The organism is Lapillicoccus jejuensis (assembly GCF_006715055.1).
GTDB classification, from domain to species: Bacteria; Actinomycetota; Actinomycetes; order Actinomycetales; family Dermatophilaceae; genus Lapillicoccus; species Lapillicoccus jejuensis.
On record NZ_VFMN01000001.1, the window covers coordinates 841,412 to 865,981 of the forward strand.

The 24,570-nt window shown below is 75.9% G+C and carries 24 protein-coding genes; 9 read left to right on the forward strand and 15 right to left on the reverse strand.

Features of this window, described 5'->3' with window-relative positions:
* Position 1: 1 nt before the first annotated feature.
* From FB458_RS04080 to FB458_RS04100, 5 genes are read right to left on the reverse strand one after another with little or no spacing between them, the layout of a single operon-like run.
* On the reverse strand, positions 2–460 hold the full coding sequence (locus FB458_RS04080) for a GNAT family N-acetyltransferase (RefSeq protein WP_211355917.1): 459 nt from the start codon (positions 458–460) through the stop codon (positions 2–4).
* Positions 457–1,350: a carboxylating nicotinate-nucleotide diphosphorylase gene (gene nadC, locus FB458_RS04085; protein ID WP_141846999.1), complete on the reverse strand. Its 894-nt coding sequence runs from the start codon at positions 1,348–1,350 to the stop codon at positions 457–459. Before nadC ends, FB458_RS04080 begins: the two co-directional genes overlap by 4 nt.
* Positions 1,347–3,044 carry an L-aspartate oxidase gene (locus FB458_RS04090; RefSeq protein ID WP_211355918.1) on the reverse strand — a complete coding sequence of 566 codons (1,698 nt, stop codon included), beginning with the start codon at positions 3,042–3,044 and terminating at the stop codon, positions 1,347–1,349. The genes nadC and FB458_RS04090 overlap by 4 nt, the downstream gene beginning before the upstream one ends.
* Positions 3,037–3,972 (reverse strand): pantoate--beta-alanine ligase, encoded by a 936-nt coding sequence (gene panC, locus FB458_RS04095; RefSeq protein ID WP_141847001.1) that lies wholly within the window; start codon positions 3,970–3,972, stop codon positions 3,037–3,039. The genes FB458_RS04090 and panC overlap by 8 nt, the downstream gene beginning before the upstream one ends.
* Positions 3,969–4,862, reverse strand: coding sequence for a Rossmann-like and DUF2520 domain-containing protein (locus tag FB458_RS04100; protein ID WP_141847003.1), 894 nt, complete (start codon positions 4,860–4,862; stop codon positions 3,969–3,971). Before FB458_RS04100 ends, panC begins: the two co-directional genes overlap by 4 nt.
* A 54-nt stretch (positions 4,863–4,916) precedes the next feature.
* On the opposite strand from FB458_RS04100, the gene FB458_RS04105 reads away from it, so the two are divergent.
* The 7 genes from FB458_RS04105 to FB458_RS04135 all read left to right on the forward strand — a co-directional run bounded on the left by FB458_RS04105 (position 4,917) and on the right by FB458_RS04135 (position 11,769).
* Complete coding sequence (locus tag FB458_RS04105; RefSeq protein WP_246061058.1) at positions 4,917–5,894, forward strand: SAM-dependent methyltransferase; 978 nt, start codon at positions 4,917–4,919, stop codon at positions 5,892–5,894.
* Positions 5,895–5,952: 58 nt separating this feature from the next.
* Positions 5,953–6,624 (forward strand): hypothetical protein, encoded by a 672-nt coding sequence (locus FB458_RS04110; protein WP_141847007.1) that lies wholly within the window; start codon positions 5,953–5,955, stop codon positions 6,622–6,624.
* Between the two features lie 81 nt (positions 6,625–6,705).
* Complete coding sequence (locus FB458_RS04115; protein ID WP_141847009.1) at positions 6,706–7,413, forward strand: copper resistance CopC family protein; 708 nt, start codon at positions 6,706–6,708, stop codon at positions 7,411–7,413.
* 279 nt (positions 7,414–7,692) lie between these two features.
* Positions 7,693–8,835, forward strand: a complete 1,143-nt coding sequence (locus FB458_RS04120) for an IS110 family RNA-guided transposase (RefSeq protein WP_246061059.1) — start codon at positions 7,693–7,695, stop codon at positions 8,833–8,835.
* Between the two features lie 176 nt (positions 8,836–9,011).
* On the forward strand, positions 9,012–10,079 hold the full coding sequence (locus tag FB458_RS04125; RefSeq protein ID WP_141847011.1) for a helix-turn-helix domain-containing protein: 1,068 nt from the start codon (positions 9,012–9,014) through the stop codon (positions 10,077–10,079).
* The gene (locus FB458_RS04130; RefSeq protein ID WP_141847013.1) at positions 10,076–11,251 is read left to right on the forward strand and encodes an NADH-quinone oxidoreductase subunit D; all 1,176 of its coding nucleotides are present in this window, start codon (positions 10,076–10,078) and stop codon (positions 11,249–11,251) included. The genes FB458_RS04125 and FB458_RS04130 overlap by 4 nt, the downstream gene beginning before the upstream one ends.
* Positions 11,248–11,769 (forward strand): hypothetical protein, encoded by a 522-nt coding sequence (locus FB458_RS04135; protein WP_141847015.1) that lies wholly within the window; start codon positions 11,248–11,250, stop codon positions 11,767–11,769. The genes FB458_RS04130 and FB458_RS04135 overlap by 4 nt, the downstream gene beginning before the upstream one ends.
* On the opposite strand, the gene FB458_RS04140 is transcribed toward FB458_RS04135, so the two are convergent.
* The 10 genes from FB458_RS04140 to FB458_RS04185 form a co-directional block, all read right to left on the reverse strand.
* Entirely contained in the window at positions 11,760–12,278 is a 519-nt protein-coding gene (locus tag FB458_RS04140; protein ID WP_170185558.1) for a DUF3180 domain-containing protein, read from the reverse strand. The two genes, FB458_RS04135 and FB458_RS04140, sit on opposite strands and share 10 nt — an antisense overlap.
* Positions 12,275–13,222 carry a 2-amino-4-hydroxy-6-hydroxymethyldihydropteridine diphosphokinase gene (gene folK, locus FB458_RS04145; protein WP_141847018.1) on the reverse strand — a complete coding sequence of 316 codons (948 nt, stop codon included), beginning with the start codon at positions 13,220–13,222 and terminating at the stop codon, positions 12,275–12,277. The genes FB458_RS04140 and folK overlap by 4 nt, the downstream gene beginning before the upstream one ends.
* Positions 13,219–14,034: a dihydropteroate synthase gene (gene folP, locus FB458_RS04150; protein WP_141850321.1), complete on the reverse strand. Its 816-nt coding sequence runs from the start codon at positions 14,032–14,034 to the stop codon at positions 13,219–13,221. Before folP ends, folK begins: the two co-directional genes overlap by 4 nt.
* 50 nt (positions 14,035–14,084) lie before the next feature.
* Complete coding sequence (locus FB458_RS04155) at positions 14,085–15,869, reverse strand: phosphatidylglycerol lysyltransferase domain-containing protein (protein ID WP_246061478.1); 1,785 nt, start codon at positions 15,867–15,869, stop codon at positions 14,085–14,087.
* Positions 15,866–16,438, reverse strand: coding sequence for a GTP cyclohydrolase I FolE (gene folE, locus FB458_RS21770; RefSeq protein ID WP_141847022.1), 573 nt, complete (start codon positions 16,436–16,438; stop codon positions 15,866–15,868). Before folE ends, FB458_RS04155 begins: the two co-directional genes overlap by 4 nt.
* Before the next feature lie 3 nt (positions 16,439–16,441).
* Positions 16,442–18,595: an ATP-dependent zinc metalloprotease FtsH gene (ftsH, locus tag FB458_RS04165; protein WP_141847024.1), complete on the reverse strand. Its 2,154-nt coding sequence runs from the start codon at positions 18,593–18,595 to the stop codon at positions 16,442–16,444.
* A 146-nt stretch (positions 18,596–18,741) separates the two neighbouring features.
* Positions 18,742–19,293, reverse strand: coding sequence for a hypoxanthine phosphoribosyltransferase (gene hpt, locus FB458_RS04170; protein ID WP_141847026.1), 552 nt, complete (start codon positions 19,291–19,293; stop codon positions 18,742–18,744).
* Between the two features lie 45 nt (positions 19,294–19,338).
* Entirely contained in the window at positions 19,339–20,319 is a 981-nt protein-coding gene (tilS, locus tag FB458_RS04175; RefSeq protein ID WP_141847028.1) for a tRNA lysidine(34) synthetase TilS, read from the reverse strand.
* Positions 20,316–21,416 carry a zinc-dependent metalloprotease gene (locus tag FB458_RS04180; RefSeq protein WP_141847030.1) on the reverse strand — a complete coding sequence of 367 codons (1,101 nt, stop codon included), beginning with the start codon at positions 21,414–21,416 and terminating at the stop codon, positions 20,316–20,318. Before FB458_RS04180 ends, tilS begins: the two co-directional genes overlap by 4 nt.
* Positions 21,417–21,472: 56 nt before the next feature.
* Positions 21,473–22,894, reverse strand: coding sequence for a D-alanyl-D-alanine carboxypeptidase/D-alanyl-D-alanine-endopeptidase (locus tag FB458_RS04185; RefSeq protein ID WP_141847032.1), 1,422 nt, complete (start codon positions 22,892–22,894; stop codon positions 21,473–21,475).
* A 158-nt stretch (positions 22,895–23,052) separates the two neighbouring features.
* On the opposite strand from FB458_RS04185, the gene FB458_RS04190 reads away from it, so the two are divergent.
* Both FB458_RS04190 and FB458_RS04195 read left to right on the forward strand, forming a co-directional pair.
* On the forward strand, positions 23,053–23,577 hold the full coding sequence (locus FB458_RS04190) for an inorganic diphosphatase (protein WP_141847034.1): 525 nt from the start codon (positions 23,053–23,055) through the stop codon (positions 23,575–23,577).
* A gap of 85 nt (positions 23,578–23,662) precedes the next feature.
* Positions 23,663–24,568 carry an ABC transporter substrate-binding protein gene (locus FB458_RS04195; RefSeq protein ID WP_141847036.1) on the forward strand — a complete coding sequence of 302 codons (906 nt, stop codon included), beginning with the start codon at positions 23,663–23,665 and terminating at the stop codon, positions 24,566–24,568.
* Positions 24,569–24,570: the final 2 nt, after the last annotated feature.

The window sequence follows — 24,570 nt, forward strand, 5'->3', positions numbered from 1 at the left end:
GTCACGGCGCCGTCGGCAGGTCGTAGGTGACGAACGGGGTGGGGCTCGCCCCTTCGCGCTCGTAGAACGCCCGCGCCCGCGCGTTGGTGTCGCTGGTCAGCCAGCGCACGGCCCGCCAGCCGCGCTGGGCCCCGAGCCGGCGTACGGCGTCGAGCAGGGCCGTGGCGGCGCCGCTCCCCCGCGCCTCGGGGTCGACGAAGAGGTCGTCGAGGTAGCCGTCGACCCGGGCGTGCAGCATCCGCACGACGGGGCGGACGTGGGCGATCCCGACGACCCCGCCGTCCTGCTCGGCGACGAGGCCGACCAGCCCGTGCTCGTGCGCCAGGAGCCAGCCCCAGACCCGCTCGCGGGCCTCGTCGCTCGTGGGCACCTCGTAGAAGTCGGTGTAGCCGCGGTGCAGCTGGGCCCAGCGCTCGCGGTCCCCGGGTCGCAGCTCGCGCACCGTCGTCGGCTCGCTCACGGCTGAGCCTCCGGCGTGAGGTCCAGGGCGATGTCGAGGATCGGCGAGGAGTGGGTGAGGCCGCCGACGCTGAGGTAGTCGACCCCGGTCAGCGCGTAGTCGCGGGCCACCTCGAGGGTCAGGCCGCCGGTCGCCTCCACCTCGACCCGCTCGCCCGCGGCCCGCTCGCGCAGCGCGGCGACGGTCTCGCGCAGCAGGTCGACCGGCATGTTGTCGGCCATGACGAACCGCGCGCCCGCGTCGTAGGCCTCCAGCGCCTCGGCCACCGTTGTCACCTCGACCTGGACCTCGACGTCGGGGTAGGCCGCGCGGACGGCGTCGTACGCCTCCCGCACGCCGCCGGCGGCGACCTTGTGGTTGTCCTTGACCATCGCGACGTCGTACAGGCCCATCCGCTTGTTCGTGCCGCCGCCCGCGCGGACGGCGTACTTCTCCAGGTGGCGCATCCCGGGCGTCGTCTTGCGGGTGTCGAGGACGAGCGCACCGGTGCCCTCGAGGACGTCGGCCCAGCGGCGGGTGTGCGTCGCCACCCCGGACAGCCGCGAGAGCACGTTGAGCAGGGTCCGCTCGGCGACGAGGACGACCCGCGTGCGGCCGGTGACTCGCGCGAGGACCGTCCCCCGGGTGACCCGGTCGCCGTCGGCGACGAGCGTCTCGACGGCCGGGGCGGGCAGGCCGAGCAGCGCCGCCACCTGGTCGAGCACGAGGGCGACGACGTCGAGGCCGGCCACGACACCGTCGGCCCGGGCGACGACGTGGGCCGTGCGCTCCTGCTCGGCCGGGATCGTCGCGAGCGTCGTCACGTCGAGGTGCCGCGGGCCGAGGTCCTCGAGCAGGGCGCGGGCCACGAGGTCGGCGGCGTCGGCGGCGGGGAGGGCGAGGTCGCTCATGAGGGCAGGTCCAGGTGCTGGTCGGGGACGGGGTGGTACGACGTCGCGACGGTCCCGTCGGGGCCGCGGACGGCGCGCAGGTGGCCGCGCCAGTGCTCGTCGTCGCGGCGCGGGAAGTCGTCGCGCACGTGGCCGCCGCGGGTCTCCTCCCGCAGCCCGGCCACGTGCGTGAGCAGCCGACCGAGGTGCAGCAGGTTCGTCGTCTCCCAGGCGCGGGGGCCGGCCGTCCGGCCCGCGGCGTCGGCGTCCGCGGCGAGCGCGGCGAGGGTCGCGGCGGTGGCGGCGGTCGAGCCGGCGGAGCGCACGGCGCCGGACCCGGCGGACATGGCCTGCTGGACCGCGTGGCGGTGCCGCGGCCGCAGCAGCACACCGGACTCGCCGTCCGGCGGGGCGGGTGTCGTGGGCGGCAGCTCGCCGCGGGCCAGCCGGTCGCTGACGTCCTGCGCGATCCGGTGGGCGAAGACGAGACCCTCGAGCAGCGAGTTGGAGGCGAGCCGGTTGGCCCCGTGCACGCCGGTGCACGAGCACTCGCCGCACGCCCACAGCCCCTCGAGCGACGTGCGGCCGACGAGGTCGACGGCCACGCCGCCGCTCGCGTAGTGCTGGGCCGGCGCGACGGGCACGAGGTCGGTCACCGGGTCGATGCCGTGCGACCGGCAGGCCGCGAGGATCGTCGGGAAGCGCCGCTCGAGCTTCTCGCGGCCGAGGTGGCGCGCGTCGAGGTACACGTGGTCGCTGCCGGTGGCGCGCATCCGGGCGACGATGGCGCGGGCGACGACGTCACGGGGCGCGAGGTCGCCCATCGGGTGCACCCCCGCCATCACCCGCTCGCCCGCGGCGTCGACGAGCACGGCGCCCTCGCCGCGCACGGCCTCGGAGATGAGCGGCTGCTGGCCGCCCGAGTCCGCCCCGAGCCACAGCACGGTCGGGTGGAACTGGACGAACTCCAGGTCGGCCATCACCGCGCCGGCCCGCAGGGCGACCGCCATCCCGTCGCCGGTCGAGACCGACGGGTTGGTCGTGGCGCCGTACACCTGGCCGAGTCCGCCGGTCGCGAGCACGACGGCCCGGGCGTGGGCGGCGCCGACCCCGTCGACCTGGCCCTCGCCGATGACGTGCAGCGTCACCCCGCACACCCGCTCGTCCGCGTCCTGCAGCAGGTCGACGACCAGCGCGTGCTCGACGACGCGGATGCCGGGGTCGTCCTGGACGCGGTGCAGCGCGGCGATGAGGGCCCGCGAGATCTCCCGGCCCGTGGCGTCGCCCCCGGCGTGCGCGATCCGGTCGCGGTGGTGCCCGCCCTCGCGGGTCAGCAGGATCTCCCCGTCCGGGCCGCGGTCGAACTCGGCGCCCAGCGCGACGAGCTCGCGCACCCGGCCCGGGCCCTCGCGCACCAGCGCGGTGACGGCGTCGACGTCGCAGACGCCGACGCCCGCGACGAGGGTGTCGTGCAGGTGCTCCTCGGGGGTGTCCTCGGGGGCCAGCGCCGCGGCGATCCCGCCCTGCGCCCACGCGGTCGAGCCCTCGTCGAGGACGGTCTTGGTGACGAGCAGGACCGACTCGACGTGGCTGCGCAGCGCCAGCGCGGTGGTCAGGCCGGCGATCCCCGACCCGACGACGACGACGTCGGCGGTGAGACTCCAGCCGGGCTCCGGGGCGAGCAGCCGCCGCGGGAGGCGCAGCGGCTCAGCCACGGCCGCCGGCGGTGTCGGGGAGGTCCGGGCGCGAGAACACGGCGAGCGCCCCGCCCCCGGGCCCGACCCGCACCGGCAGGTTGTCGATGAGCCGGGTCGTGCCGACGCGGGCGGCGACGGCGAGCAGGGCCTCGCCGTGGAACCACTCGGGCACGTCCTGCAGCGTCTCGGGGTGGACGAGCACGAGGTAGTCGACGAGCGCGAGCGGCTCGTCGACGAGGACGGCGCGGGCGGCCCGCCGTACGGCGCTCGGTCCCTCCGCCGCCGCGGCGGCGCCGGCCCGCAGCGCCCGGGACAGGGCGAGGGCGGCCTCGCGGTCGGACGGGGTGAGGTAGGTGTTGCGGCTGGACATCGCCAGGCCGTCCTCCTCGCGGACGGTGGCGACGGGGACGACGTCGACCGGGACGTCGAGGTCGCGGACCATCCGGCGGATGAGCAGGAGCTGCTGCGCGTCCTTCTGGCCGAAGAAGGCGTGCCGCGGGGCGGTGAGGTGCAGGAGCTTCGCGACGACGGTGAGGACGCCGTCGAAGTGCCCCGGGCGCGTCTGCCCCTCGAGGACGGTGCCGAGGGCGCCGGCGGCGACGGTGACGCCGGGGTCGCCGTCCGGGTAGACGACGTCCGGGGTCGGGGCGAAGACGAGGTCGACACCCGCCTCGGCGCACAGGGCCAGGTCGGACTCGAACGTCCGCGGGTAGCGCGAGAGGTCCTCCTTGGGCCCGAACTGCAGCGGGTTGAGGAAGATGGTCACGACGACGTGCTCGGCGGCGGCGCGGGCCTCGCGGATGAGGGTGGCGTGCCCCTCGTGCAGCGCGCCCATCGTCATGACGACGGCGACGTCGTCGCCGAGGGCGGCGCGCGCGGCGCGCAGCTCGGCCCGGGTGCGGGCCACGACCGGGATGGGGTGGGCCGTGGCCGTGGTGTCGCTCACGGGGTCTCCTCCTGCTCGAGGACGGCCTCGACGCGGTCGGCGAGGTCGGGGCGCAGCCGGCCGGCGGCGCGGGCGCGGCGCGCGGTCTCGCGGGCGAGGGCGAGGTACGTCGGCCTGACGTCGGGGTGCGCCGTGAGCGCCGTCAGGTGCTCGGCGAGGGTCCCGGCGTCGCCGCGCGAGACCGGGCCGGTGAGCGCGGCGTCCCCGGAGCGCAGGGCGTTGTCGAGGGCGGCGGTGAGGATGGGGCGCAGCACGCGGGCGGGGTCCTCGATGGCGGCGGCCTCGAGCAGCTGTCGGCCCTGCGCGACGAGGGTGACGAGGTGGTTCGAGGTGTGGCAGAGGGCGGCGTGGTAGAGCGCACGGTCCTCCTCCTCGACCCAGACGGGCTCGCCGGCCATCTCGAGGACGAGAGCCTCCCCGACGGGGCGCAGCTCACGGGTCGTCGTGACGGCGAAGCAGCAGCCGACCAGCCGGTCGAGGTCGAGCGCGGTGCCGGTGAACGTCATCGCCGGGTGCAGCGCGAGCGGCAGCGCGCCGAGCCGGGCGGCGGGCTCGAGGACGCCGATGCCGTGCCGACCGCCGGGGTGGACGACGACCTGGCCCGGGCGCAGGGCACCGGTGTCGGCGAGCCCGCGCACGAGACCGGCGAGGTCGTCGTCGGGGACGGCGAGCAGGACGAGGTCGGCGGCGCGGGCCACGTCGGGCACCTCACGGACCGGGACCCCCCGCAGGAGCGTCGCGGCCCGGTCGAGCGAGGCCTGGCTCACGGCCGAGCAGGCGACCACGTGGTGGCCCGCGGCGGCGAGGGCGGCGCCGAGGACGGCACCGACGCGGCCGGTCCCGACGACGCCGACCCGCAGGCGGGCCGGGGCTCCCGGGGGCTGGCTCACGAGGGGAGAACCTACCGGGTCATGTCTCGGCTCCCGCTGGGTAGGTTCGGCGGCGTGACGAGCGCCGCACCCGTGTCCCCGGCCGTTCCGTGGGCGCAGGCGTGGGGACGGTCGCTGTACGGCGAGCGCGGGTTCTACCGGTCCGACGTCGGGCCGGCGGGGCACTTCGCGACGGCGACGCACGGGGCCACGGGCCGGGTCCTGGCCCGCGCCCTGCTGAGGCTGGCCCGTGAGCGCGGCTGCACCGGTGGCGTCGTCGACGTCGGCGCGGGCCGCGGCGAGCTGCTGCGGCACCTGCGCGAGCTGGACGACGCCGTACCGCTGCTGGGGGTCGACGTCGTGGACCGCCCTGCCGGGCTGGCGCCGGACGTGGCCTGGCTGTCGTCCCCCGGGGGCGCGTCCCTGCCCGAGGACCTCGCCCCGCGCGACGCGCTCGTCGTCGCCCACGAGTGGCTCGACGTCGTGCCGTGCACGGTCGCCGAGGTGGACGGCGGGGGGACGCTGCGCGAGGTGCTCGTCGACCCCCTCGGCGGGGGCGAGACGCTGGGGGCGCCGCTGGACGGCGCCGACCTGTCGTGGTGCGCCGAGCACTGGCGGGAGGCGCTGGACGCGAGCGCCGTGCCCGGCGACCGGGTCGAGGTGGGGCGCAGCCGGGACGCCGCCTGGGCGGACCTCCTGGGCCGGCTCGACGGCGGGCTGGCCCTGGCGGTCGACTACGGGCACCGCCGCGGGTCGCGGCCACCCGGTGGGACGTTGACGGCCTTCCGCGAGGGGCGGGAGGTGTCGCCGGTGGCCGACGGCTCGTGCGACCTCACCGCCCACGTCGCCGTCGACAGCCTGCGGGCGGACGAGGTGCTGCGCCAGCGGGACGCCCTGCACCGGCTGGGGGTCAGCGGTCGCACCCCCGAGCACGGCCTCGCGTCGCGCGACCCGGCGTCGTACCTGGCCGGGCTGGCCGAGTCGGGCGCGGCCGGCGCGCTGCTGGACCCCACGGGGTACGGCGGCTTCTGGTGGGTCCTCGCGCGGGGGTGACCTCAGGGTGGGAGCGGGCGGCACAGGTGGTGGGGCGCGTCGCCTACCCTCGGGGGTGATGTCGAGCCCGGCGAGCGGTGTGCTGAGGCTGACCCGCGCCGCCGTCCTCGGGGCCGCGACGGTCGGCCTGTCGCTCGGCGCCCACGTGGCGGCCGGGGGCGGTGCGCCGACCCCGGTCGGGCTGGGCCTGTTGTCGCTGCCGGTGCTGGCGGTGACACTGGTCGCCACCGGGAGGCGGCTGTCCGGGCCGGCCCTCGCGGCCCTCCTGGGGCTCGGGCAGGTGGGTCTGCACGTCGGGCTGACCGCCCTGACGGCCGAGCCCGCTCTGGTCGCGACCGACGGGTCGGGACCGGCGCCGACGGGCGGTCACCACCTGCTGCACCTGGCGCTCGGGTCTCCGCTCACGGCGGGGACGGCGGGCACGGTGGGTGCGGCCGGCGGGCCGGCCCTGATGACCCTGGCGCACCTGGTCGCCGCGGCGCTCGTGGCGCTGCTGCTGACGCGGGGCGAGCACGCACTGTGGGCCCTGCTGGCCTGGCTGCTGCCTCGGCTGCCGGGAGCGGCGCACCCTCGGGAGGCGGTCGGGGGCGCGTCCGTCCCGGCGGACGCTCCGCTCCACCCGTCACGGCGAGCGCGCCGCCGTCGCTCACGCGCTCCGCCGGTCGCCCCGGCAGCAGTGCTCGCCCGCCCGTCGCACGGTCCGGCCGGACCGTCCGCGGCCATCGCGTAGGTCCCTCGCCGGGGGACGGACGTCGAGCCACGCTGCACCTGCGCCCGCTCGACCCCTTCCCCGCTCGTCAGGAGACCCTCCATGCCCGTATCCACCGCAGCCACGGCGTCGCTGCCCTCGTCCTCCCCGGCTCCGACCGGTCGTCACGCCGACCCGCGCAGAGCCACGTCGCGCCGGCCGTCCCTCCCCGCCGCGCTCCTCACCCTCGTCGGCGCCGCCCTGCTCGCGGTGGGCGGCCTCGTCCTCGGAGCCGGCCCCGCCCAGGCGCACGACGCGTTCACGGGGTCGAACCCGGCCGACAAGGCGACCGTGGCGACCACCCCCGACGCCGTGACCCTGGACTTCGAGGAGCCGCCGACGACCATCGGGCTCACCGTCAAGGTGACCGGTCCGTCGGGTGACGTGCAGGACGGCGCCCCGCGGATCGACGGCAGCACGGTCGTGCAGCCGCTGCTGCCCGCCGCGCCCGCCGGTTCGTACCGGATCGCCTGGCGGGTGACGTCGGACGACGGCCACCCCGTCTCGGGCGAGCTCACCTTCACGAGCAGCGCCGCGAACGCCCGGCAGTCGACCGCGACGCCGCTGAGCCCGACCACGCCCTCGTCGGCGACGTCCTCCGGCTCCCCGACGACCGCGCCTGCGGCCAGCCCGCCGGCGACCCCGGTCGCCGCCTCCCCCGCCTCGGCCACCGACAGCGGCGACAGCCCCGTGCTGCCGATCGTGCTGGTGGCGGTCGTCGTCCTGCTCGGCGGCGCCGTCGCTGTCGTGCTACGCCGCCGCCGCCCCTGACCGGCCCGGTGCCACCGCCGACGGCGGTCGGCCACCCCGCCTGACAGTGATGATGGGTGCGGGCCCCCGCGCCGGGTCGGTCCTGACTCGCCGCCTGACTGACTTGAGGTCTTCAACGGGATCTGTCGGTCGGTCCCGGCGCGGGGTCTCACGGCACTCATCGTCCGAGGGTTGTGACCTCATAGGAGCCTGTGCCAGCAGGCACCCATCACTGTCTTGTCCACTCGTTCGGATGGTGCATGCCGCCCACCCACCGTTCGAGAGTGAGAGAGGACGGCGATGACCACCATCGCACGCGGCACCACGACAAACCATCGGCGAGACCAGCAGGCGGATCCGGATCCGCAGCTGGACCAGCAGCGCGAGCCCGGTCAGGTGGTTGGTGGGGTGGACACCCACCTTGACACCCACACGGCGGCCGCGCTCGACCCGGTCGGGCGGCTGCTCGGGCATGCCACGTTCCCGGCCGACCCGGGCGGGTACGCGGCGCTGCTGGCGTGGCTGCGGTCGTTCGGGACGGTGGTGGTGGTTGGGGTCGAGGGCACCGGCGCGTACGGCGCCGGCCTAACCCGCCACCTGCGGGCCGAACAGGTGCAGCTGCTCGAGATCGACCGTCCCGACCGGCGGGCGCGCCGCAGCGCCGGCAAGTCCGACCCGCTCGACGCCGAAGCCGCGGCCCTGACCGCGTTAGCGCGCACCCGCACCGGGGTCCCGAAAGTGCGCGACGGGCGGGTCGAGGCGCTGCGGAACCTGCGCGTGGCCCGGCGCAGCGCGATCGACCAGCGCGCGGACTGCCAGCGACGGATCAAGACCCTCATCGTGACCGCGGCCGAGCCGCTACGCGCGCGACTGCGGGGCCTGCCGACGCGGCAGCTGCTGGCAGCGTGCGCCGGGCTGCGCCCGGACCTGACCCGGGTCGGTGACCCCGAGCAGGCCACCAAGACCGCGCTGCGGGCCTTGGCCCGCCGCCACCACGCCCTCAGTGAGGAGATCACCGACCTCGACGCGGTCATCGACCCCCTCGTGGCCGCGATCAACCCCCAGCTCGTCGCGTTGAACGGCGTCGGCGCCGACGTGGCCGGTCAGCTGCTGGTCACCGCCGGAGAGAACAGCGACCGGGTCCACTCCGAAGCCGCGTTCGCGATGCTGTGCGGCGTCGCGCCGATCCCCGCCTCGTCCGGGCGGACCCACCGCCACCGCCTGAACCGGGGAGGGGACCGTCAGGCCAACGCCGCCCTGTACCGGGTCGTGCTGTGCCGGCTGAGATGGGACCCACGCACCCAGGCCTACATGCACCGCCGAACCGAGCAAGGCCTGAGCAAGAAGGACATCATCCGCTGCCTCAAGCGCCTCATCGCCCGGGAGATCTACTACGTCCTCAACCCACGACTTCAGCCGTCGCCGGCCCTACAGACCATTTGACATCCATAGGAGCATCCCGCGCTATGCCGTGCCCCACCCGGTGGGGCACGGCATAGCGCGCCTCGGAGGTGGGGTGGGTGGTGCGGTCGTCCACAACCCCCACCTGTTCCGGAGTCGTCCACAGGGGTGGACCCGCGCGGAGCGGGGGTGGGGGCCGGCGGGGCACGGTCGTCGGCATGATCGAGGTCGCGGGGAGCTTGGGGGCGCAGCTGGGGGCAGCGCTGCGCACCGAGCGCTTCCTGCGGTCCACGAGCCAGCGGGCACTGGCGCGCGAGCTGGGGGTCAGCAAGTCGTTCATCGGGCGGCTGGAGAGCGGCGACCTGACCGGGAGCGCGGCCGCCGTGGCCCGGCTCGTCGAGCGGCTCGGCCTCGCCTTCGCCATCGTCGTGCCCGACGAGGACCTGGGCGCCGCCATGGTCGACGACTCCCCGCAGGCGCGCGAGCTCGCCGAACGGTGGCGACGCTCGGCCTCGGCGCGTCACGACGGCGGGTCCTGCCAGGGCGATGACCCCGTCCCCGACGAGGACGGCGCGCAGGTCGGCGGCCAGGGTGGCGGCGCGGGTGGCGGCGCGGGTGGCGGCCAGGGTGGCGGCGCGGGTGGCGGCGCGGGTGACCCTGCAGGAGCCGAGCACGACCGGCCGGCCCCGGGCCCGCACCCACCGCGCCGTGACGACCCGGGGATCGAGCGGGCCCCCGAGGGGCCGCCGGGCTGGCTGCTGTCCTCCCGGCACCCGGAGGAGCTGACCGTGCCCGGGCAGCCGCCGCCGACCCGGGCGGGGCGGCGGGTCGTGGTCGGCACCCCCGCCGCGTGGCGGTCGCTGCGCCTCGACCGGTTCTACGACGACCCCGTGGCCCAGGTCGTCGCCGAGTCCTGGCAGCGCCGCGCCGAGGCCGAGCGCGTACGGGACGCGGCCGGACGGCGGATGCCGGCCCACGTCGTCTGCTTCCCCCTCCAGCTTCCGCGGATGTGGTGGCCGTGTCGGCACATCGGCTGGGACTGGCGCCGACGACCGATCTGGAGCTGGCGCCGCCACCCGTTGTGGGTCGTCGAGGTCCTCGTCACCGGCCCGAACCCGCCGCCGGTCGGGGCGCACCCGTTCGGCGGGTGCCCGCTGCAGGGGCACCCCTCCGAGGACACCCGCGGCGACTGGCCACCCGACCCCTCGCGGCGCGCGGACCCGCAGCGGCGACGCCGACGCCCCGGCACGCCGAGCGGGGAGGGTGGGGCACACTGGCCCGCATGACGACGACCGACGCGGCCCGCCGCGAGCTCACGGTCGGCGTCGGGGCCGGGGGCCTCGCCACCGCCGAGATGGTGCTCAACATCGGCCCCCAGCACCCCGCCACCCACGGCGTCCTCCGGCTCAAGGTCGTCCTCGACGGCGAGCGCCTCGTCTCCGCCGAGCCGGTCGTCGGCTACATGCACCGCGGCGCCGAGAAGCTGTTCGAGGTCCGCGACTACCGCCAGGTCGTCGTCCTCGCCAACCGGCACGACTGGCTCTCCGCCTTCGCCAACGAGCTCGGCGTCGTCCTCGGCGTCGAGCGGATGCTCGGCATGGAGGTCCCCGAGCGGGCCGTCTGGGCCCGCACCCTGCTGGCCGAGCTCAACCGGGTCCTCAACCACCTGATGTTCCTCGGCTCCTACCCCCTCGAGCTCGGCGCGATCACCCCGATGTTCTACGGGTTCCGCGAGCGCGAGGAGCTCCAGGCCGTCATGGAGGAGGCGTCCGGCGGCCGGATGCACTACATGTTCAACCGCGTCGGCGGCCTCAAGGAGGACCTGCCCGCCGGCTGGCTCGGCCGCACCCAGGCCGCTGTCGACGCCGTCACCCGCCGCCTGCCCGACCTCGAGAGCATGCTCGTCGGCAACGAGATCCTCGCCGGACGCACCCGCGGCGTCGGGGTCCTCAGCCCCGAGACCGTCCACGCCTACGGCGTCTCCGGCCCCATCGCCCGCGCCAGCGGCGTCGACCTCGACCTGCGCCGCGACGCGCCGTACCTCGCGTACGGCGAGCTGTTCGGCCCCGGGGGGCCCGGCCGGGTCGTCACCCGCACCGCCGGCGACTGCCTCGCCCGCCTCGAGGTGCTCCTCGAGCAGACCCGGGTCTCGCTCGCCCTCGCGACCGCCTGCGTCGACCGCCTGCGCTCGCTGCCCGCCGGCCCGGTCAACGTCAAGCTGCCCAAGGTGCTCAAGGTCCCCGAGGGCCACCTCTACACGGCCACCGAGAACCCGCTCGGCCTCAACGGCTACTACCTCGTCTCGCGCGGCGAGAAGACCCCGTGGCGGCTGAAGCTGCGCTCGGCGTCCTTCAACAACGTCGCCGTCCTCGCCGAGATGCTCCCGGGCACGCTGGTCGCCGACATGGTCGCGATCCTCGGGTCGATGTTCTTCGTCGTCGGGGACATCGACAAGTGACCCGGGGCCGCGTCGCCACCGCGCTCACGGGGCTCGGGCTGGTCGCCGTCCCCGTCCTCGTCGGCTGCGCCTCGCACGACGGCAGCACCCCGCCGCCGTCGACGACCAGCACCGCCTCCCCCACGACGTCCGGCGGCTCGCCGGTCGACGGGACGCGGATCACCTCGCTCGGCGACCTCGCCGCCGCCTTCGGCTGCCCGACGAGCGTCACCCCCATCACCATCCCGCCGACGACCACCCCGGCGCCGCTGCCCCCGCCGGTGACGAGCGGCACGGCCACGGTGCAGCCCCCGGCGACCGGCACCCCCACCGTCAGCCCGGCCGCGGTCGTCTGCGCCAGCCGGTACGCGGGCGGCGAGGCGCTCTACCTCTGGTACGCCCCCACACCGGCCGACCGCGACGTCGCGGTCCGGGCCGCGCTGGCCCGAGCCAAGTACGTCCACGCCGGACCGAACTGGGTCGCCGGTGGCGACGTCGACCCGAAGATGGGCTCCGTCGGCGGCGAGGTCTACCGCTGACGCTCGCGGTGGTCGTCGTCGCGGGACCCGCCGCGCCGGTCCCGCTCGTCCCGCTCGTCCCGGTCGTCGTCGACGCGGCACCAGTGCTGCACGAGCAGCCCGGCGGCGGACACGAGCACCGCCCCGAGGCCGAGCACGGCGAGGACGAGCACGTCCTGCTGCTGCGAGGGCACGTCGACGTCGGGCAGCAGCCGCACGACCTGGGCGGCGTACCACCCGAGCACCGCCGCCCCGGTCAGCGCCGCCGCCTGGGCCAGCGACAGCACCCGCGCGGCGTACAGCGGGTGCACCGGCTTGGTCGCCGTCCCCTGCACGAGCCGCCGCACCGGCCGGCCCGCGAGGACCAGCCCGACCGCGACGGCGAGCAGGATCGGCGCGGCCGCCCACGACGCGGACGGCACCTGCCGCCCGCTCTGCCCCCACAGCGTCAGCCCCACCCACGACACCAGCCCGGCCACGAGCGCCACAGCGAGCAGCAGCCGCACCCGCACCCCGTGCGGCGTGCTCACCACCACGCACCCCCGTCGGACCCCTCGGACCCGTCGGCCGCGCCCGGCCACGCCGGCCCCGGCCGCACGCCCTCGTCCCCGACGTCGGCCAGCAGCTCCCGGACCGGACGCACCGCCCCGGCCCCGTCCCGCGCGACCGCGTCCGTGTCGGCGGCGAGCCACGGCACGAGGACGAAGCCCCGCTCGTGCGCCCGCGGGTGCGGCAGGGTGAGGTCCGGGTCGTCCGAGCGCACCTCGCCCGGCGTCCCCGCCCGACCGACCTGCAGCAGGTCGAGGTCGAGCGTCCGCGCGCCCCAGCGCACCTCGCGGGTGCGACCGTGCGCCACCTCGACCCCGTGCAGCGCGGCCAGCAGCGCCGCCGGATCGAGGGTGCTGTCGGCCAGCAGCACCGCGTTGAGGTAGACCGGCTGCTCCGGCCCGCCGACCGGGTCGGTCTCGACCAGCGGCGACACCGCGCGCACCCGCACCCCGCGCAGCGCCGCGACCTCGCGGACGGCCGCGGCCAGCGTCTCCCCCGCGTCACCGAGGTTGGCGCCCAGCGCGACGACGACCGGCCGGCCCCGCTCGCGCCGGACGTGCACGGCGACGTCCGAGAACGGCTGCCCGACCGGCGCCTGCGGCTTGTGCACCGTCACCTCGACCGCGTCGACGAGCGGTCGCGCGAGGCAGTCGTCGGCGACGACCTCGGCCAGCCGCTCGATGAGGTCGTACGACGGCCCGGTGACCCGCGCGACGACGTCGGTCGCCACCTCGGCGTACGACACCGTGTGCGCGAGGTCGTCGCTGCGCCCGGCCCGGCCGAGGTCGAGCTCGAGCACGACGTCGACGACGAACGTCTGGCCCTGCTCCTTCTCGAAGGCCAGCACGCCGTGGTACCCGAAGGCCTCCACACCGGCGAGCAGGATCCGGTCGGTGCCGGACACCGCTCGGAACGAGGACGTCATCTCGGGTCTCCTGACCGTCGGTGGCTGGCGGTGCTGGCGAGGACGGCGAAGGCGTCACGGGTGCCGGGCACGTCGTGCACCCGCACCCCCCACACCCCCGCCTGGGCGGCGAGGACGCTCGTCGCCGCGGTGGCGGCGTCGCGGTCGGTCGGCGCCCGGGACGGGCCGCCGGGCAGGACGGCGACGCGGCCGAGGAAGGTCTTGCGCGAGGCCCCGAGCAGCAGCGGCTGGCCGAGGGCGACGAGCTCGTCGAGGTGGGCCAGCAGGGTCCAGTTGTGGTCGGCGTCCTTGGCGAAGCCCAGCCCCGGGTCGAGGACGAGCCGGTCGGCCCGCACCCCGGCGGCCAGCAGCGCGTCCCGCCGCTCCCCCAGCTCGCGCACGACGTCGGCGACGACGTCGTCGTACACCGCCCGGGACTGCATGTCCGTGCTGTGCCCGCGCCAGTGCATGGCGACGTACGGGCACCGGAGCTCGGCGACGAGCGGCACCATGGCCGGGTCGGCGAGGCCGCCGCTCACGTCGTTGACCATGGCCGCCCCCGCGAGGAGCGCCTGCTCGGCGACCTCGGCGCGCATCGTGTCGATCGACACGACGGCCCCCTCGGAGGCGAGGGTGCGCACGACCGGCACGACCCGGCGCAGCTCCTCCTCCACGCTGGGGCGCTCGGCCCCGGGGCGGGTCGACTCGCCGCCGACGTCGACGACGTCGGCGCCGGCGGCCCGCACCTCGCGCCCGTGCCGCACGGCCGCCTCGGTCTCGAACCACTCGCCGCCGTCGCTGAACGAGTCCGGGGTGACGTTGACGACGCCCATGACGACCGGGCGCCCCGCCGCGACGGGCAGGGGCTGCAGCCGGAAGGCGCTCACGCCTGACCCTCCCGCAGCCGGCGCCACGTCGGCCAGACGAGGAAGGCCTCAGCCTCGAGGGCGGCGAGCGAGACCCGCGGCAGGTCCCCCGGCCCCGGGTAGAGCAGGAACCGGCTCTGCCACTCGGGCTGGAACTTGGCGTTGAAGCGGTAGAGGCTCTCGATCTGGAACCAGCGCGAGGCGACGATGAGCACCGAGCGGCGCAGCCGCAGCAGCGGCCCGGCCCCCAGCCGCTCGCCGCGCTCGAAGACCGCGCGGAACGCGGCGAAGTTGAGGGACACCCGCGTCACCCCGAGCCGCGGGGCCGCCTCCATGACGGCGGCGACGAGCAGCTCGTTGACGCCGGGTGCGGCGTCGACGTCGCGCCGCATGAGGTCGAGCGAGAGCCCGTCCGCACCCCACGGGACCAGCTGCACCATGGCGCGCACGGTGCCCTCGTGCCACGCGGTGACGAGGACCGCGTCGGGGTCGCGCGGGTCGGCGACCCGGCCCAGCGCCATGCTGAAGCCGCGCTCGGTCTCCGAGCCCCGCCAGGCGGCGGCGTCGGCGAGGACGGTCGCCCGCAGCCCGTCCTCGAGCTCGCCGACCCGGTCGACCCGGGTCTCGTAGCCGTGCCGGCGCACCCGGGAGACCATCTGGCGCACGTTGCGCATCGGCCGGCCCTCGAGGGTGAAGTCCTCGGTCGTCAGCACCGCCTCGTCGCCGAGCTCGAGCGCGTCGAGCCCGGCGTGCTCGGCCCACGCCTCGCCGGCCTGCTCGGAGCAGCCGAGGACGGCGACGGTCCACGCGTGCGCCGCGGCCTGCTCCTGGAAGGCGAGGATCGCCTCGGGCCAGGCGTCGCTCGGCCCGACCGGGTCGCCGCTGGCCAGCATGACGCCGCCCACGACGCGGTACCCGACGGCGGCCCGGCCGGACGGGGACCACAGCACGGCCTTGTCGGTGCGCAGGGCGAAGTAGCCCAGCGAGTCCTCGCCCCGGCGCAGCAGCGGCCGCAGCCGCTGGGCGTCGTCGTCGGAGAGGACGGCGCGCGGCTCGGGGCTGCGCAGGACGACGTACGCCGTCGCGGCGAGGGTGAGCAGGCCGAGCCCCGCGAGCACCGTCCCGACGAGGTCGGCGGCGCGGTGGGTGGCGAAGCCGACCGGGCCGTCGAGGCCGACGAGCCCCGCGGCGACCTCGCTGAGCGCGGCCGCGAGCGACGGGGCCCCGCCGACCTCGAACCGCTCGGCGGCGTAGACAACGGCGGTCCCGACGACGAGGTCGGCGAGCAGCAGCCCGAGGAACACCCGCACCGCGCGCCAGCGGCTCTGCGGGTCGCCCTGGGCGCGGAAGTCGCCGCGGCGCACGACGAGGACGACGAGCAGCGCCACCGAGACGACCGCGTGGACGGGGCTGAGGTGCACCGCCCCCGCGGCCGCGCTGACCGCGAGCAGGACGACGACGGCCCGCCAGGCGCGCCGTTTGCGCCGGCGCAGACCGTGCCCGAGGACGAGCAGCGCCAGCCCGGTGAGGATCGAGGCCGACACCGAGATGGTGACGACGCCGGGCAGGAGCGCGCCGACCTCGTGCAGCCGGGGTCGCCACAGCCGCACGAGGGTGCCGACGAGGTCGACGAGCCCGACCAGCGAGGTGAGCAGGCCGAGGACCCGCGGGGTGCGGGCCCGCAGGTCCGCCGCCCGCGGACCGGCGGACGCCCCCTCGGGCGCGTCCGTCCGGGGGGACGGGCGGCCCGGCGGGGGCGCCGGGGCGGAGGCCGACGCCGAGGGCGACGGTCGGGTGCTCAGGACCGGCCGCCTCGCAGCAGCGACATGGCCTCGGCGCGGGTGGCGGCGTCGCGCAGCTGCCCGCGCACGGCCGACGTGATGGTGCGCGAGCCGGGCTTGTGCACCCCGCGCATCGACATGCACAGGTGCTCGCACTCGACGACGACGATGACGCCCCGCACGCCGAGGTGGTCGACCAGCGCGTCGGCGACCTGCGTCGTCAGCCGCTCCTGCACCTGCGGGCGTCGGGCGAAGACGTCGACGAGCCGGCCGATCTTCGACAGCCCCGTGACCTTGCCGTCCTTGGCCGGGATGTACCCGACGTGGGCGAGCCCGTGGAACGGGACGAGGTGGTGCTCGCAGGTGCTGTAGACCTCGATGTCGCGCACGATGACGAGCTCGTCGTGGTTGATCGCGAAGGTCTTGTCGAGCACCATCGACGGCGTCATGTCGAGACCGGCGAAGATCTCGGCGTAGGCCCGGGCCACGCGCCCGGGCGTCTCACGCAGCCCCTCGCGGTCGGGGTCCTCCCCGACCGCGAGCAGCAGCTCGCGGACCGCGGCCTCGGCCCGCTCCTGGTCGACGGCCACCGGTCAGTGCCCTCCCTGCTCGTACGGGCTCTGGGGGGTCTGCGGACCGGGCTGCTGGTGCGGGTCGACGTACGGCGCCGTCTCGCCCTCGGCGGCCGGGTGGGCCCCCGCCTGCGCGGCGTCGTCGATGCGCCGGCCGAGCTCCGGGTCGCCGGAGGCGTCCTGGGGGGCGTGGCCGTTGGCGTAGCCGTGCGAGCCGTTCGAGCCGTTGGCGCCCGGGGCGCCGACGGAGGCGAGCGCCGCCTGCTCGGCGGGCGTGAGGACCGGCGGGCGGTCGCTCAGCAGCCGGGACTCGCTGGAGAGCCAGGTCGGGCGCAGCGGCCGCTTGACGACGTTGCTGAAGATCTCGGCGAGCTCCTTGGCGTTGAGCGTCTCCTTCTCCAGCAGCTCGAGGACGAGCCGGTCGAGGACGTCGCGGTTGTCGTTGACGACGTGCCAGGCCTCGTCGTGGGCGTTCTCGACGAGCTTGCGCACCTCCTCGTCGACGATGCCGGCGATCTCCTCGGAGTAGTCGCGCTGGTGGCCCATGTCGCGGCCGAGGAAGACCTCGGAGTTGGACTGGCCGAGCTTGATCGCGCCGACCCGCTCGGACATGCCGTACTCGGTGACCATCTTGCGGGCCATCGCGGTGGCCTTCTCGATGTCGTTCGACGCGCCGGTGGTCGGGTCGTGGAAGACCATCTCCTCGGCGACGCGGCCGCCGAGCGCGTAGGCGAGCTGGTCGAGGATCTCGTTGCGCGTGGTCGAGTACTTGTCGTCCTGCGGCATGACCATCGTGTAGCCGAGGGCGCGGCCGCGCGGCAGGATCGTCACCTTGGTCACCGGGTCGGTGTGGTTGAGCGACGCGGCGACGAGGGCGTGGCCGCCCTCGTGGTAGGCCGTGATCTTGCGCTCCTTGGCCGACATGATCCGGGTGCGCTTCTGCGGGCCGGCGATGACGCGGTCGATGGCCTCGTCGAGCGCCTTGTCGTCGATGACCTTGCGGCTGCTGCGCGCGGTGAGCAGCGCGGCCTCGTTGAGGACGTTGGCCAGGTCGGCGCCGGTGAAGCCGGGGGTGCGGCGGGCGACGGCGAGCAGGTCCACGTCGCCGGCCATCGGCTTGCCCTGCGCGTGCACCTCGAGGATGCGGTGGCGACCGAGCATGTCGGGGGCCTCGACGGCGATCTGGCGGTCGAAGCGGCCCGGGCGCAGCAGCGCCGGGTCGAGGATGTCGGGGCGGTTGGTCGCCGCGATGAGGATGACGTTGGTCTTGACGTCGAAGCCGTCCATCTCGACGAGCAGCTGGTTGAGCGTCTGCTCGCGCTCGTCGTGACCGCCGCCGAGCCCGGCGCCGCGGTGCCGGCCGACGGCGTCGATCTCGTCGACGAAGACGATGGCCGGCGCGTTGGCCTTGGCCTGCTCGAACAGGTCGCGGACGCGGGAGGCGCCGACCCCGACGAACATCTCGACGAAGTCCGAGCCGGAGATCGAGTAGAACGGCACCCCGGCCTCGCCGGCGACCGCACGGGCCAGCAGCGTCTTGCCGGTGCCGGGCTGGCCGTAGAGCAGCACGCCCTTGGGGATCTTGGCGCCCACGGCGAGGAACTTCGCGGGCTCCTGGAGGAACTCCTTGATCTCCTGCAGCTCCTCGACGGCCTCGTCGCACCCGGCGACGTCGGCGAAGGTCACCTTGGGGGTGTCCTTGGTCGCGAGCTTGGCGCGGGACTTGCCGAACTGCATGACCCGGCTCCCGCCGCCCTGCATCTGGCCCATGAAGAACCAGAACAGACCGAGGATGAGGATGATCGGCAGGATGCTGAACAGCAGCGAGCCGAACCAGCTGGGCTCGTCGATCTGGTCGGTGTAGCCGTCGGCCGGCGCGGCCTTGTCGAGCGCCGCGACGACGTCCGCCCCGCGCGCGTCCGAGTAGAACGCGAAGACCTTGGTGGCGTCCTTGACGTCGTTGTCGCTGTACGGCGACGTCAGCGTCAGCTCCATCCGCTCGTTGTTGAGCAGGACGGCCGACTTGACCTTGCCCTCCTGGACGAGGGTGAGCGCCTTGCTCGTGTCGATCCGCTGGTACCCGTCGCCCCCGGAGAGGTTGAGGGCCACGATGATCGCCACGACGGCGACGAGGATCCACACCAGGGGGGTGCGGACGATGCGCTTGATGTCCATATCAGTGCAGGGCTACGCCCCGACCTTCCGCTCGGATCTGCTGGGATGACGATTCACGCTCAGGGGACGATTCTCGCAGGTCAACGAGCGTCGGTCTCGCCGTGTTCCGGTCCCGGCTGTGGGGGTGCTGTGCGCCGCGCCGCCCCTCAGGCGTAGACCGCGGGCGCCAGCGTGCCGACGCAGCGCAGGTTGCGGTACCGCTCGTCGTAGTCGAGGCCGTAGCCGACGACGAACTCGTTGGGGATGTCGAAGCCGACGTACCGCACGTCGATGTCGACCTTGGCCACCTCCGGCTTGCGCAGCAGGGTGCAGATCTCCACCGACGCCGGGTGCCGCGACTCGAGGTTGGCGCGGATCCACGACAGGGTCAGGCCCGAGTCGATGATGTCCTCGACGATGAGCACGTGCCGGCCGCCGATGTCGGTGTCGAGGTCCTTGAGGATCCGCACGACCCCGGAGGACTTGGTCCCCGAGCCGTACGACGACACCGCCATCCAGTCCATCGGCACGCTGCCGGGCAGCGCGCGCATGAGGTCGGCCATGACCATGACCGCGCCCTTGAGGACGCCGACGAGCAGCACGTCCTTGCCCGCGTAGTCGGCCCAGATCTGCTCGGCCAGCTCCTGGAGCCGCCCGAGGATCTGCTCCTCGGTGAGGAGCACCTCCTTCAGGTCGGCCCCCATGTCGGCGGCGTCCACGGTGCTCCTTCGGTCCAGCGTCGGTTCGGGGTGGGGAGGGCGCGGCTATTCAACCGGAACGAGGGCCTCGACGGACACGCAGTCCCCCGACCGCGACGCCCGCACGTGCCCGGGCAGCTGCAGCGGGCCCTGGCCGTGCCACGAGGTGAGCAGCGCGTCGAGCGACTCGACGTGCGCCATCGACAGCTGGCCGGGGGGCGAGCCGGCCTCGACGGCGAGCAGCCGCCACAGCCGGGTCCGCAGCGCCCGCGGGACGGCGGCCAGCTGCGCGACGAGCCAGGGGCCCCGGCCGAGCCCGGCGCGCAGCGCGGCCGCCTCGTCGTCGAGGTGGTCGGCGTCCTCGCGGATCATCTCGGCGCTGCGCGCCAGCGCCGCCTTCACCCCGGGCCCCAGCTCGCGCTCGAGCTCGCCGAGCAGGGCGCGCGCCCGCACCCGGGTGAAGGAGGTGTCCTCGTTGTGCGGGTCCTGCCAGGGCACGACGCCGTACGCCGCGCAGGCGGCCTCGGTCTCGGCGCGGGTCACCCCGATGAAGGGCCGCACCAGCCGGCCGCGGCGGCGCGGCATCCCCGACAGCGAGCGCGAGCCGGAGCCGCGGGCGAGGCCGAGCAGCACCTGCTCGGCCTGGTCGTCGCGGGTGTGCCCGACGAGGATCGCGCAGGCGGCGTGCCGCTCGGCCGCGTCCTCGAGGGCGGCGTACCGCGCCATCCGGGCCGCCTCCTCGAGACCGCCGGCGGCGCGCTCGACGGTGACCCGGACGACCTCGACGTGGGCGAGCCCGAGGGCCCGGCAGTCCGCGGCCGCCCGCTCGGCGACCTGCGCCGACCCGGGCTGCAGGCCGTGGTCGACGACGACGCCGACGGCCGGCCGCTGCGCCTTGCCCGCCTCGAAAGCGACGGCGGCGGCGAGGGCCAGCGAGTCCGGGCCGCCGGAGCAGCCGACGACGACGGTGCCGCCGACCGGCAGCAGCCCGAGCTCCCCCCGGACGGCGACCCGGGTCGCCGCGACCGCGGGCGCGGGGCCGCTCACGGACCCGCCACCGGGGCCGGGCCCGCCGAGGAGCCGATGGGGGCCCGTCCGTGGACGCGCTCGACCCAGGCGCGCGGGGTGAGCACCTCGTCGGGGGTCGGCAGGGTCTGCGGGGAGGTCCACACGGCGTTGAACCCCTCGAGCCCGACGTCGGCCACCACCCCGCGCACGAAGCGGGCGCCGTCGCGGTACTGGCGCAGCTTGGCCTCCATGCCGAGCAGGCGGCGCAGCACCTTCTCCAGCCCGGAGACGCCGTTGCGCCGGCCCTGGAAGCGGCGGCGGATGTCCTCGACGGTGGGGATGACCTGGGGGCCGACCTCGTCCATCATCACGTCGGCGTGGCCCTCGAGCAGGCTCATGACGGCGGTCAGCCGCCCGACCTCCTCGCGCTGCCGGGCGGTGAGGAACACCTCGCCGAGACCCTGGCTGCCCGAGCGGAAGGCCTCCGGCAGCCGGCGGCCGAGGTCCTGCAGCCGGGCGCTCAGCTCCTCCGGCGTCGGCGCGAGGTCGGTGGTGAGCGAGCGCGAGCGCTCGAGCAGGTGCTCGCGCAGCCACGGCACCGCGGTGAACTGCACGCGGTGCGTCTCCTCGTGCATCGCGACCCAGCGGCGGAAGTCCTCCGGGTCGACGCCGAGGTCGCGCTCGACCTGGACGATGTTGGGGGCGACGAGCAGCAGCCGGGGCGTGCCCTCGGGCGCGAGGTCGTACTGGCCGAGGACCTTGCTGGACAGGAAGGCCAGCAGCGCCCCCGCCTCGCCGCCGGCGACCTTCCCGCCGACCGCGGTGACGACGCCGGGCGAGCCCGAGCGCCCGCCCTCGGTGACCTTCTCGATGACCGCGGCCATGAGCGAGCGCATCGAGTCGACGTTGGCGTCGACCCACCCACCGCGGTCGACGACGAGGGCCGGCGGCGCGTCACCCGGGCTGCTCAGGCCCGTGGTCCGCGCGATCGGCTCGTGGGCGGCGACGGCGGCCGCCCGCAGCGACGCGACGACCGAGGCCGCCTCGTCCCGGCTGACCCGCGGCCCGGGGGCCGCCAGCCGCCGGCCCGTGGCCTTGGCGAAGTCCCAGTCGACGTACGCGTCGCTCCCGCTCATCCGCGGATCCCCTCTCGTGTCGCGCTCCCTGCACCTGCGGCCACCCTGTCACGGCCTCAGCGGCAGCCACACCCGGCGAGGGTGGTCACGACCTCGTCCAACGCCTCCTGCGCACCCGGGGTTCCGGTCGCCGACGGGACGTCGTTCGCGAGCAGCGCGAAGGTCAGCACCCGCCCGTCGGCGGTGCTCACCGTCCCGGCGAGCCCGCTCACGCCGGTGAGGGTGCCGGTCTTGCCGTGCACCACCCCCGCGCCGGCGCGGGTCGCGGGGTCGTCGTACCGGCCGGCGAGGGTGCCCGACAGGCCGCCGACGGCGAGGTCGGCGACGGTGCCGCGCAGCGACGGCAGCCGACCGGATCCGGTCGCGGCGAGGCCGAGGACGTCGCCGACGACCCGGGCCGGCACGCGGTCCTCGCGCGAGAGCCCGCTGGCGTCGACCGTGCTCACCCCGGTGGTGTCGACGCCGAGCCGGCCGAGGGTCGCCCGGACGAAGGCCGCCACCTGCGGGAAGCCCGTGCCGCCGCCCGATCGCGCGGACGCCTGCCGCGCCAGCGACTCGGTGAGGGCGTTGTCCGAGTCCCGCAGGGCCAGGGCCAGCTGGTCAGCGACCGGAGCCGAGATGACCGCGCCGAGCGCGGCGGCCCCGGCCCCGGCCCGGGCCGGCGCCGGGTCGACGGCGACGGTGAGCCCCGCCCCCCGCAGGGCGGCGGCGAAGGCCTGCAACGACGCCGCCCCCGGGTCGGCCGGTCCCGGGCGGCCCGGCACCGCGCGCTGCGTCGACAGGCCGATCGCGGCGACCGCGCCGGTGATCCCGCTGGGCCGGTAGTCCGGCGCCCAGGTCGGCGCCGTCGTCGCCCCGGCGGCGTACGACGCGTCGAGGGCGACGGTGACGCGCGCGGTGCCGCCTGCCCGCAGCGCCGCCGCGACCTGGCGGGCGAGGTCGCCGAGACCGGCCCGGCCGGCGACCGCCGACGGGTCCCCGCGGCCCGGCGCGAGGAGCGTGTCGCCGCCGGCGACGAGGACGACCCGGTCGGGGGCGCCGCCGGCGACGGCGCGGGTGGTCAGCCGCGCCCCGGCGGGGAAGGTCGCGTCGACCGCGGCCGCCGCGAGCAGCTTGACCGTGGAGGCGGGGATGCGGGGGGTGGTCGCGTCCAGGTCGAGCAGGTGCTCCCCCGTCGCCGCGTCGCGGACGGTCGCGCCGAGCGACCCGAGCCGCGGGTCGGCCAGCCGGGCGGCGAGCGCCGCGCGCAGCCCGGCCGGGGTCGGGACGGGGGCGGTGGACGCGGCCGCCAGTGGTCCGGCGGCGTCGACCGCCCGCGGCTGGGTCACCGTCGGCGCCGGGCTGGGGCGCGGCGCGGCCACCGGGAGCGGGGCGCGGGTGAGCGGTCCGGGCACGCGGTCGGCGACGTCGAGGGCGCCGTACCCGAGCAGGACGACGGCGAGCCCGGCGGCCACCGCGGCGACGGTCCGGCCCCTCACCGCCCCCTCCTCGCCACGTGCCCGCCCTCCCCGCTTTGTGACCGACCCCCCGGGTGCGGGAGGATCGACCCGCTCGTCCGGGCCCGTCGGCCGCCCGAGCCTAGGTCATCGTCCGGCGCGCCATCCGGGGCGCGCGCCACCACCCGCCAAGGGGAGCCATGGAGTTCTACATCACCGTCGAGATCCCGAAGGGCGCTCGCAACAAGTACGAGGTCGACCACGTCACCGGGCGGATCCGCCTCGACCGGCTGCTCTTCACCTCGATGACCTACCCGGCCGACTACGGCTACATCGAGGACAGCCTGGGCGAGGACTCCGACCCGCTCGACGCCCTCGTCCTGCTCGACGAGCCGACCTTCCCGGGCTGCCAGGTGCTCGTGCGGCCGATCGGCATGTTCCACATGCGCGACGAGGCCGGCGGCGACGACAAGATCATCTGCGTCCCGGCCGCGGACCCGCGCCAGCAGCACATCAGCGAGCTGGACCACATCAGCGAGTTCGACCGGCTCGAGATCCAGCACTTCTTCGAGACCTACAAGGACCTCGAGCCCGGCAAGTCCGTCGAGGGCGCGCACTGGGCGGGCCGCGAGGGCGCCGAGCAGTGCGTCCAGGAGGCCTTCGCCCGCGCCCGCGAGACCGGCTTCACCACCAACCGCTGGCCCGGGCCGACGCCGAGCCACTGACGTCGGGCGGGCGAGCGCCCGCACCCCCGCGACGGCGGGCGAGACGACGCCGTACGGCGTCCTCGCCCGCCGTTATCGTCCCCCCATGACCGTGCGCCGCCCCACCCGCCCGACCCGCCCGGCCGCCCTGCGCGCCGTGCTCGCCCTCGCCCTCGCCGCCGGCCTCGCGGCCTGCGGCGCCCCCCGCGACAGCTCGTCCGGCACCGCGGGCGGCGCGTCGGCGGGGGCCACCGGGTCCGCCGCCTGCGACAAGGCCTCGCTGCGGACCGTCACCGCGGGCACGCTGACCGTGGCCACCGACAAGCCGGTCTACGAGCCGTGGTTCTCCGGCGACGACCCGACCAACGGCAAGGGCTTCGAGTCCGCGGTCGCCTACGCCGTCGCGGCGAAGCTGGGCTACGACAAGGCCGAGGTGACGTGGACCCGGGTGCCCTTCGACTCGGTCGTCACCCCGGGCACCAAGGCCTTCGACCTCGACTTCAACGAGTTCTCGATCACCGACGAGCGCAAGAAGGCCGTCGACTTCTCCAGCGGTTACTACGACGTGAGGCAGGCCGTCGTCACCTACCAGGGCAGCCCGATCGCCGGCGCGACGAGCGTCGCGGCGCTGGCGTCGTCCCGGCTCGGGGCGCAGGTCGGCACGACGTCCCTGACGGCGATCACCGACCAGGTGAAGCCGAGCAGCGCGCCGATGGTCTACAACACGAACGACCTCGCCGTGCAGGCGCTGAAGAACAAGCAGATCGACGGGCTGGTCGTCGACCTGCCGACGGCGTTCTACGTCGTCTCCGCCCAGCTCGACGGCGGCGTCATCGTCGGCCAGCTGCCCGCGGCGGGCGGCACCCCCGAGCAGTTCGGCGCGGTCCTGGCCAAGGGCTCGCCGCTCACGGCCTGCGTCTCCTCCGCCGTGGACGCGCTGCGCGCCGACGGCACGCTGGGCAGGCTCGAGACGCAGTGGCTCGCCGGCCAGGGCGCGCCCGAGCTGAAGTGACC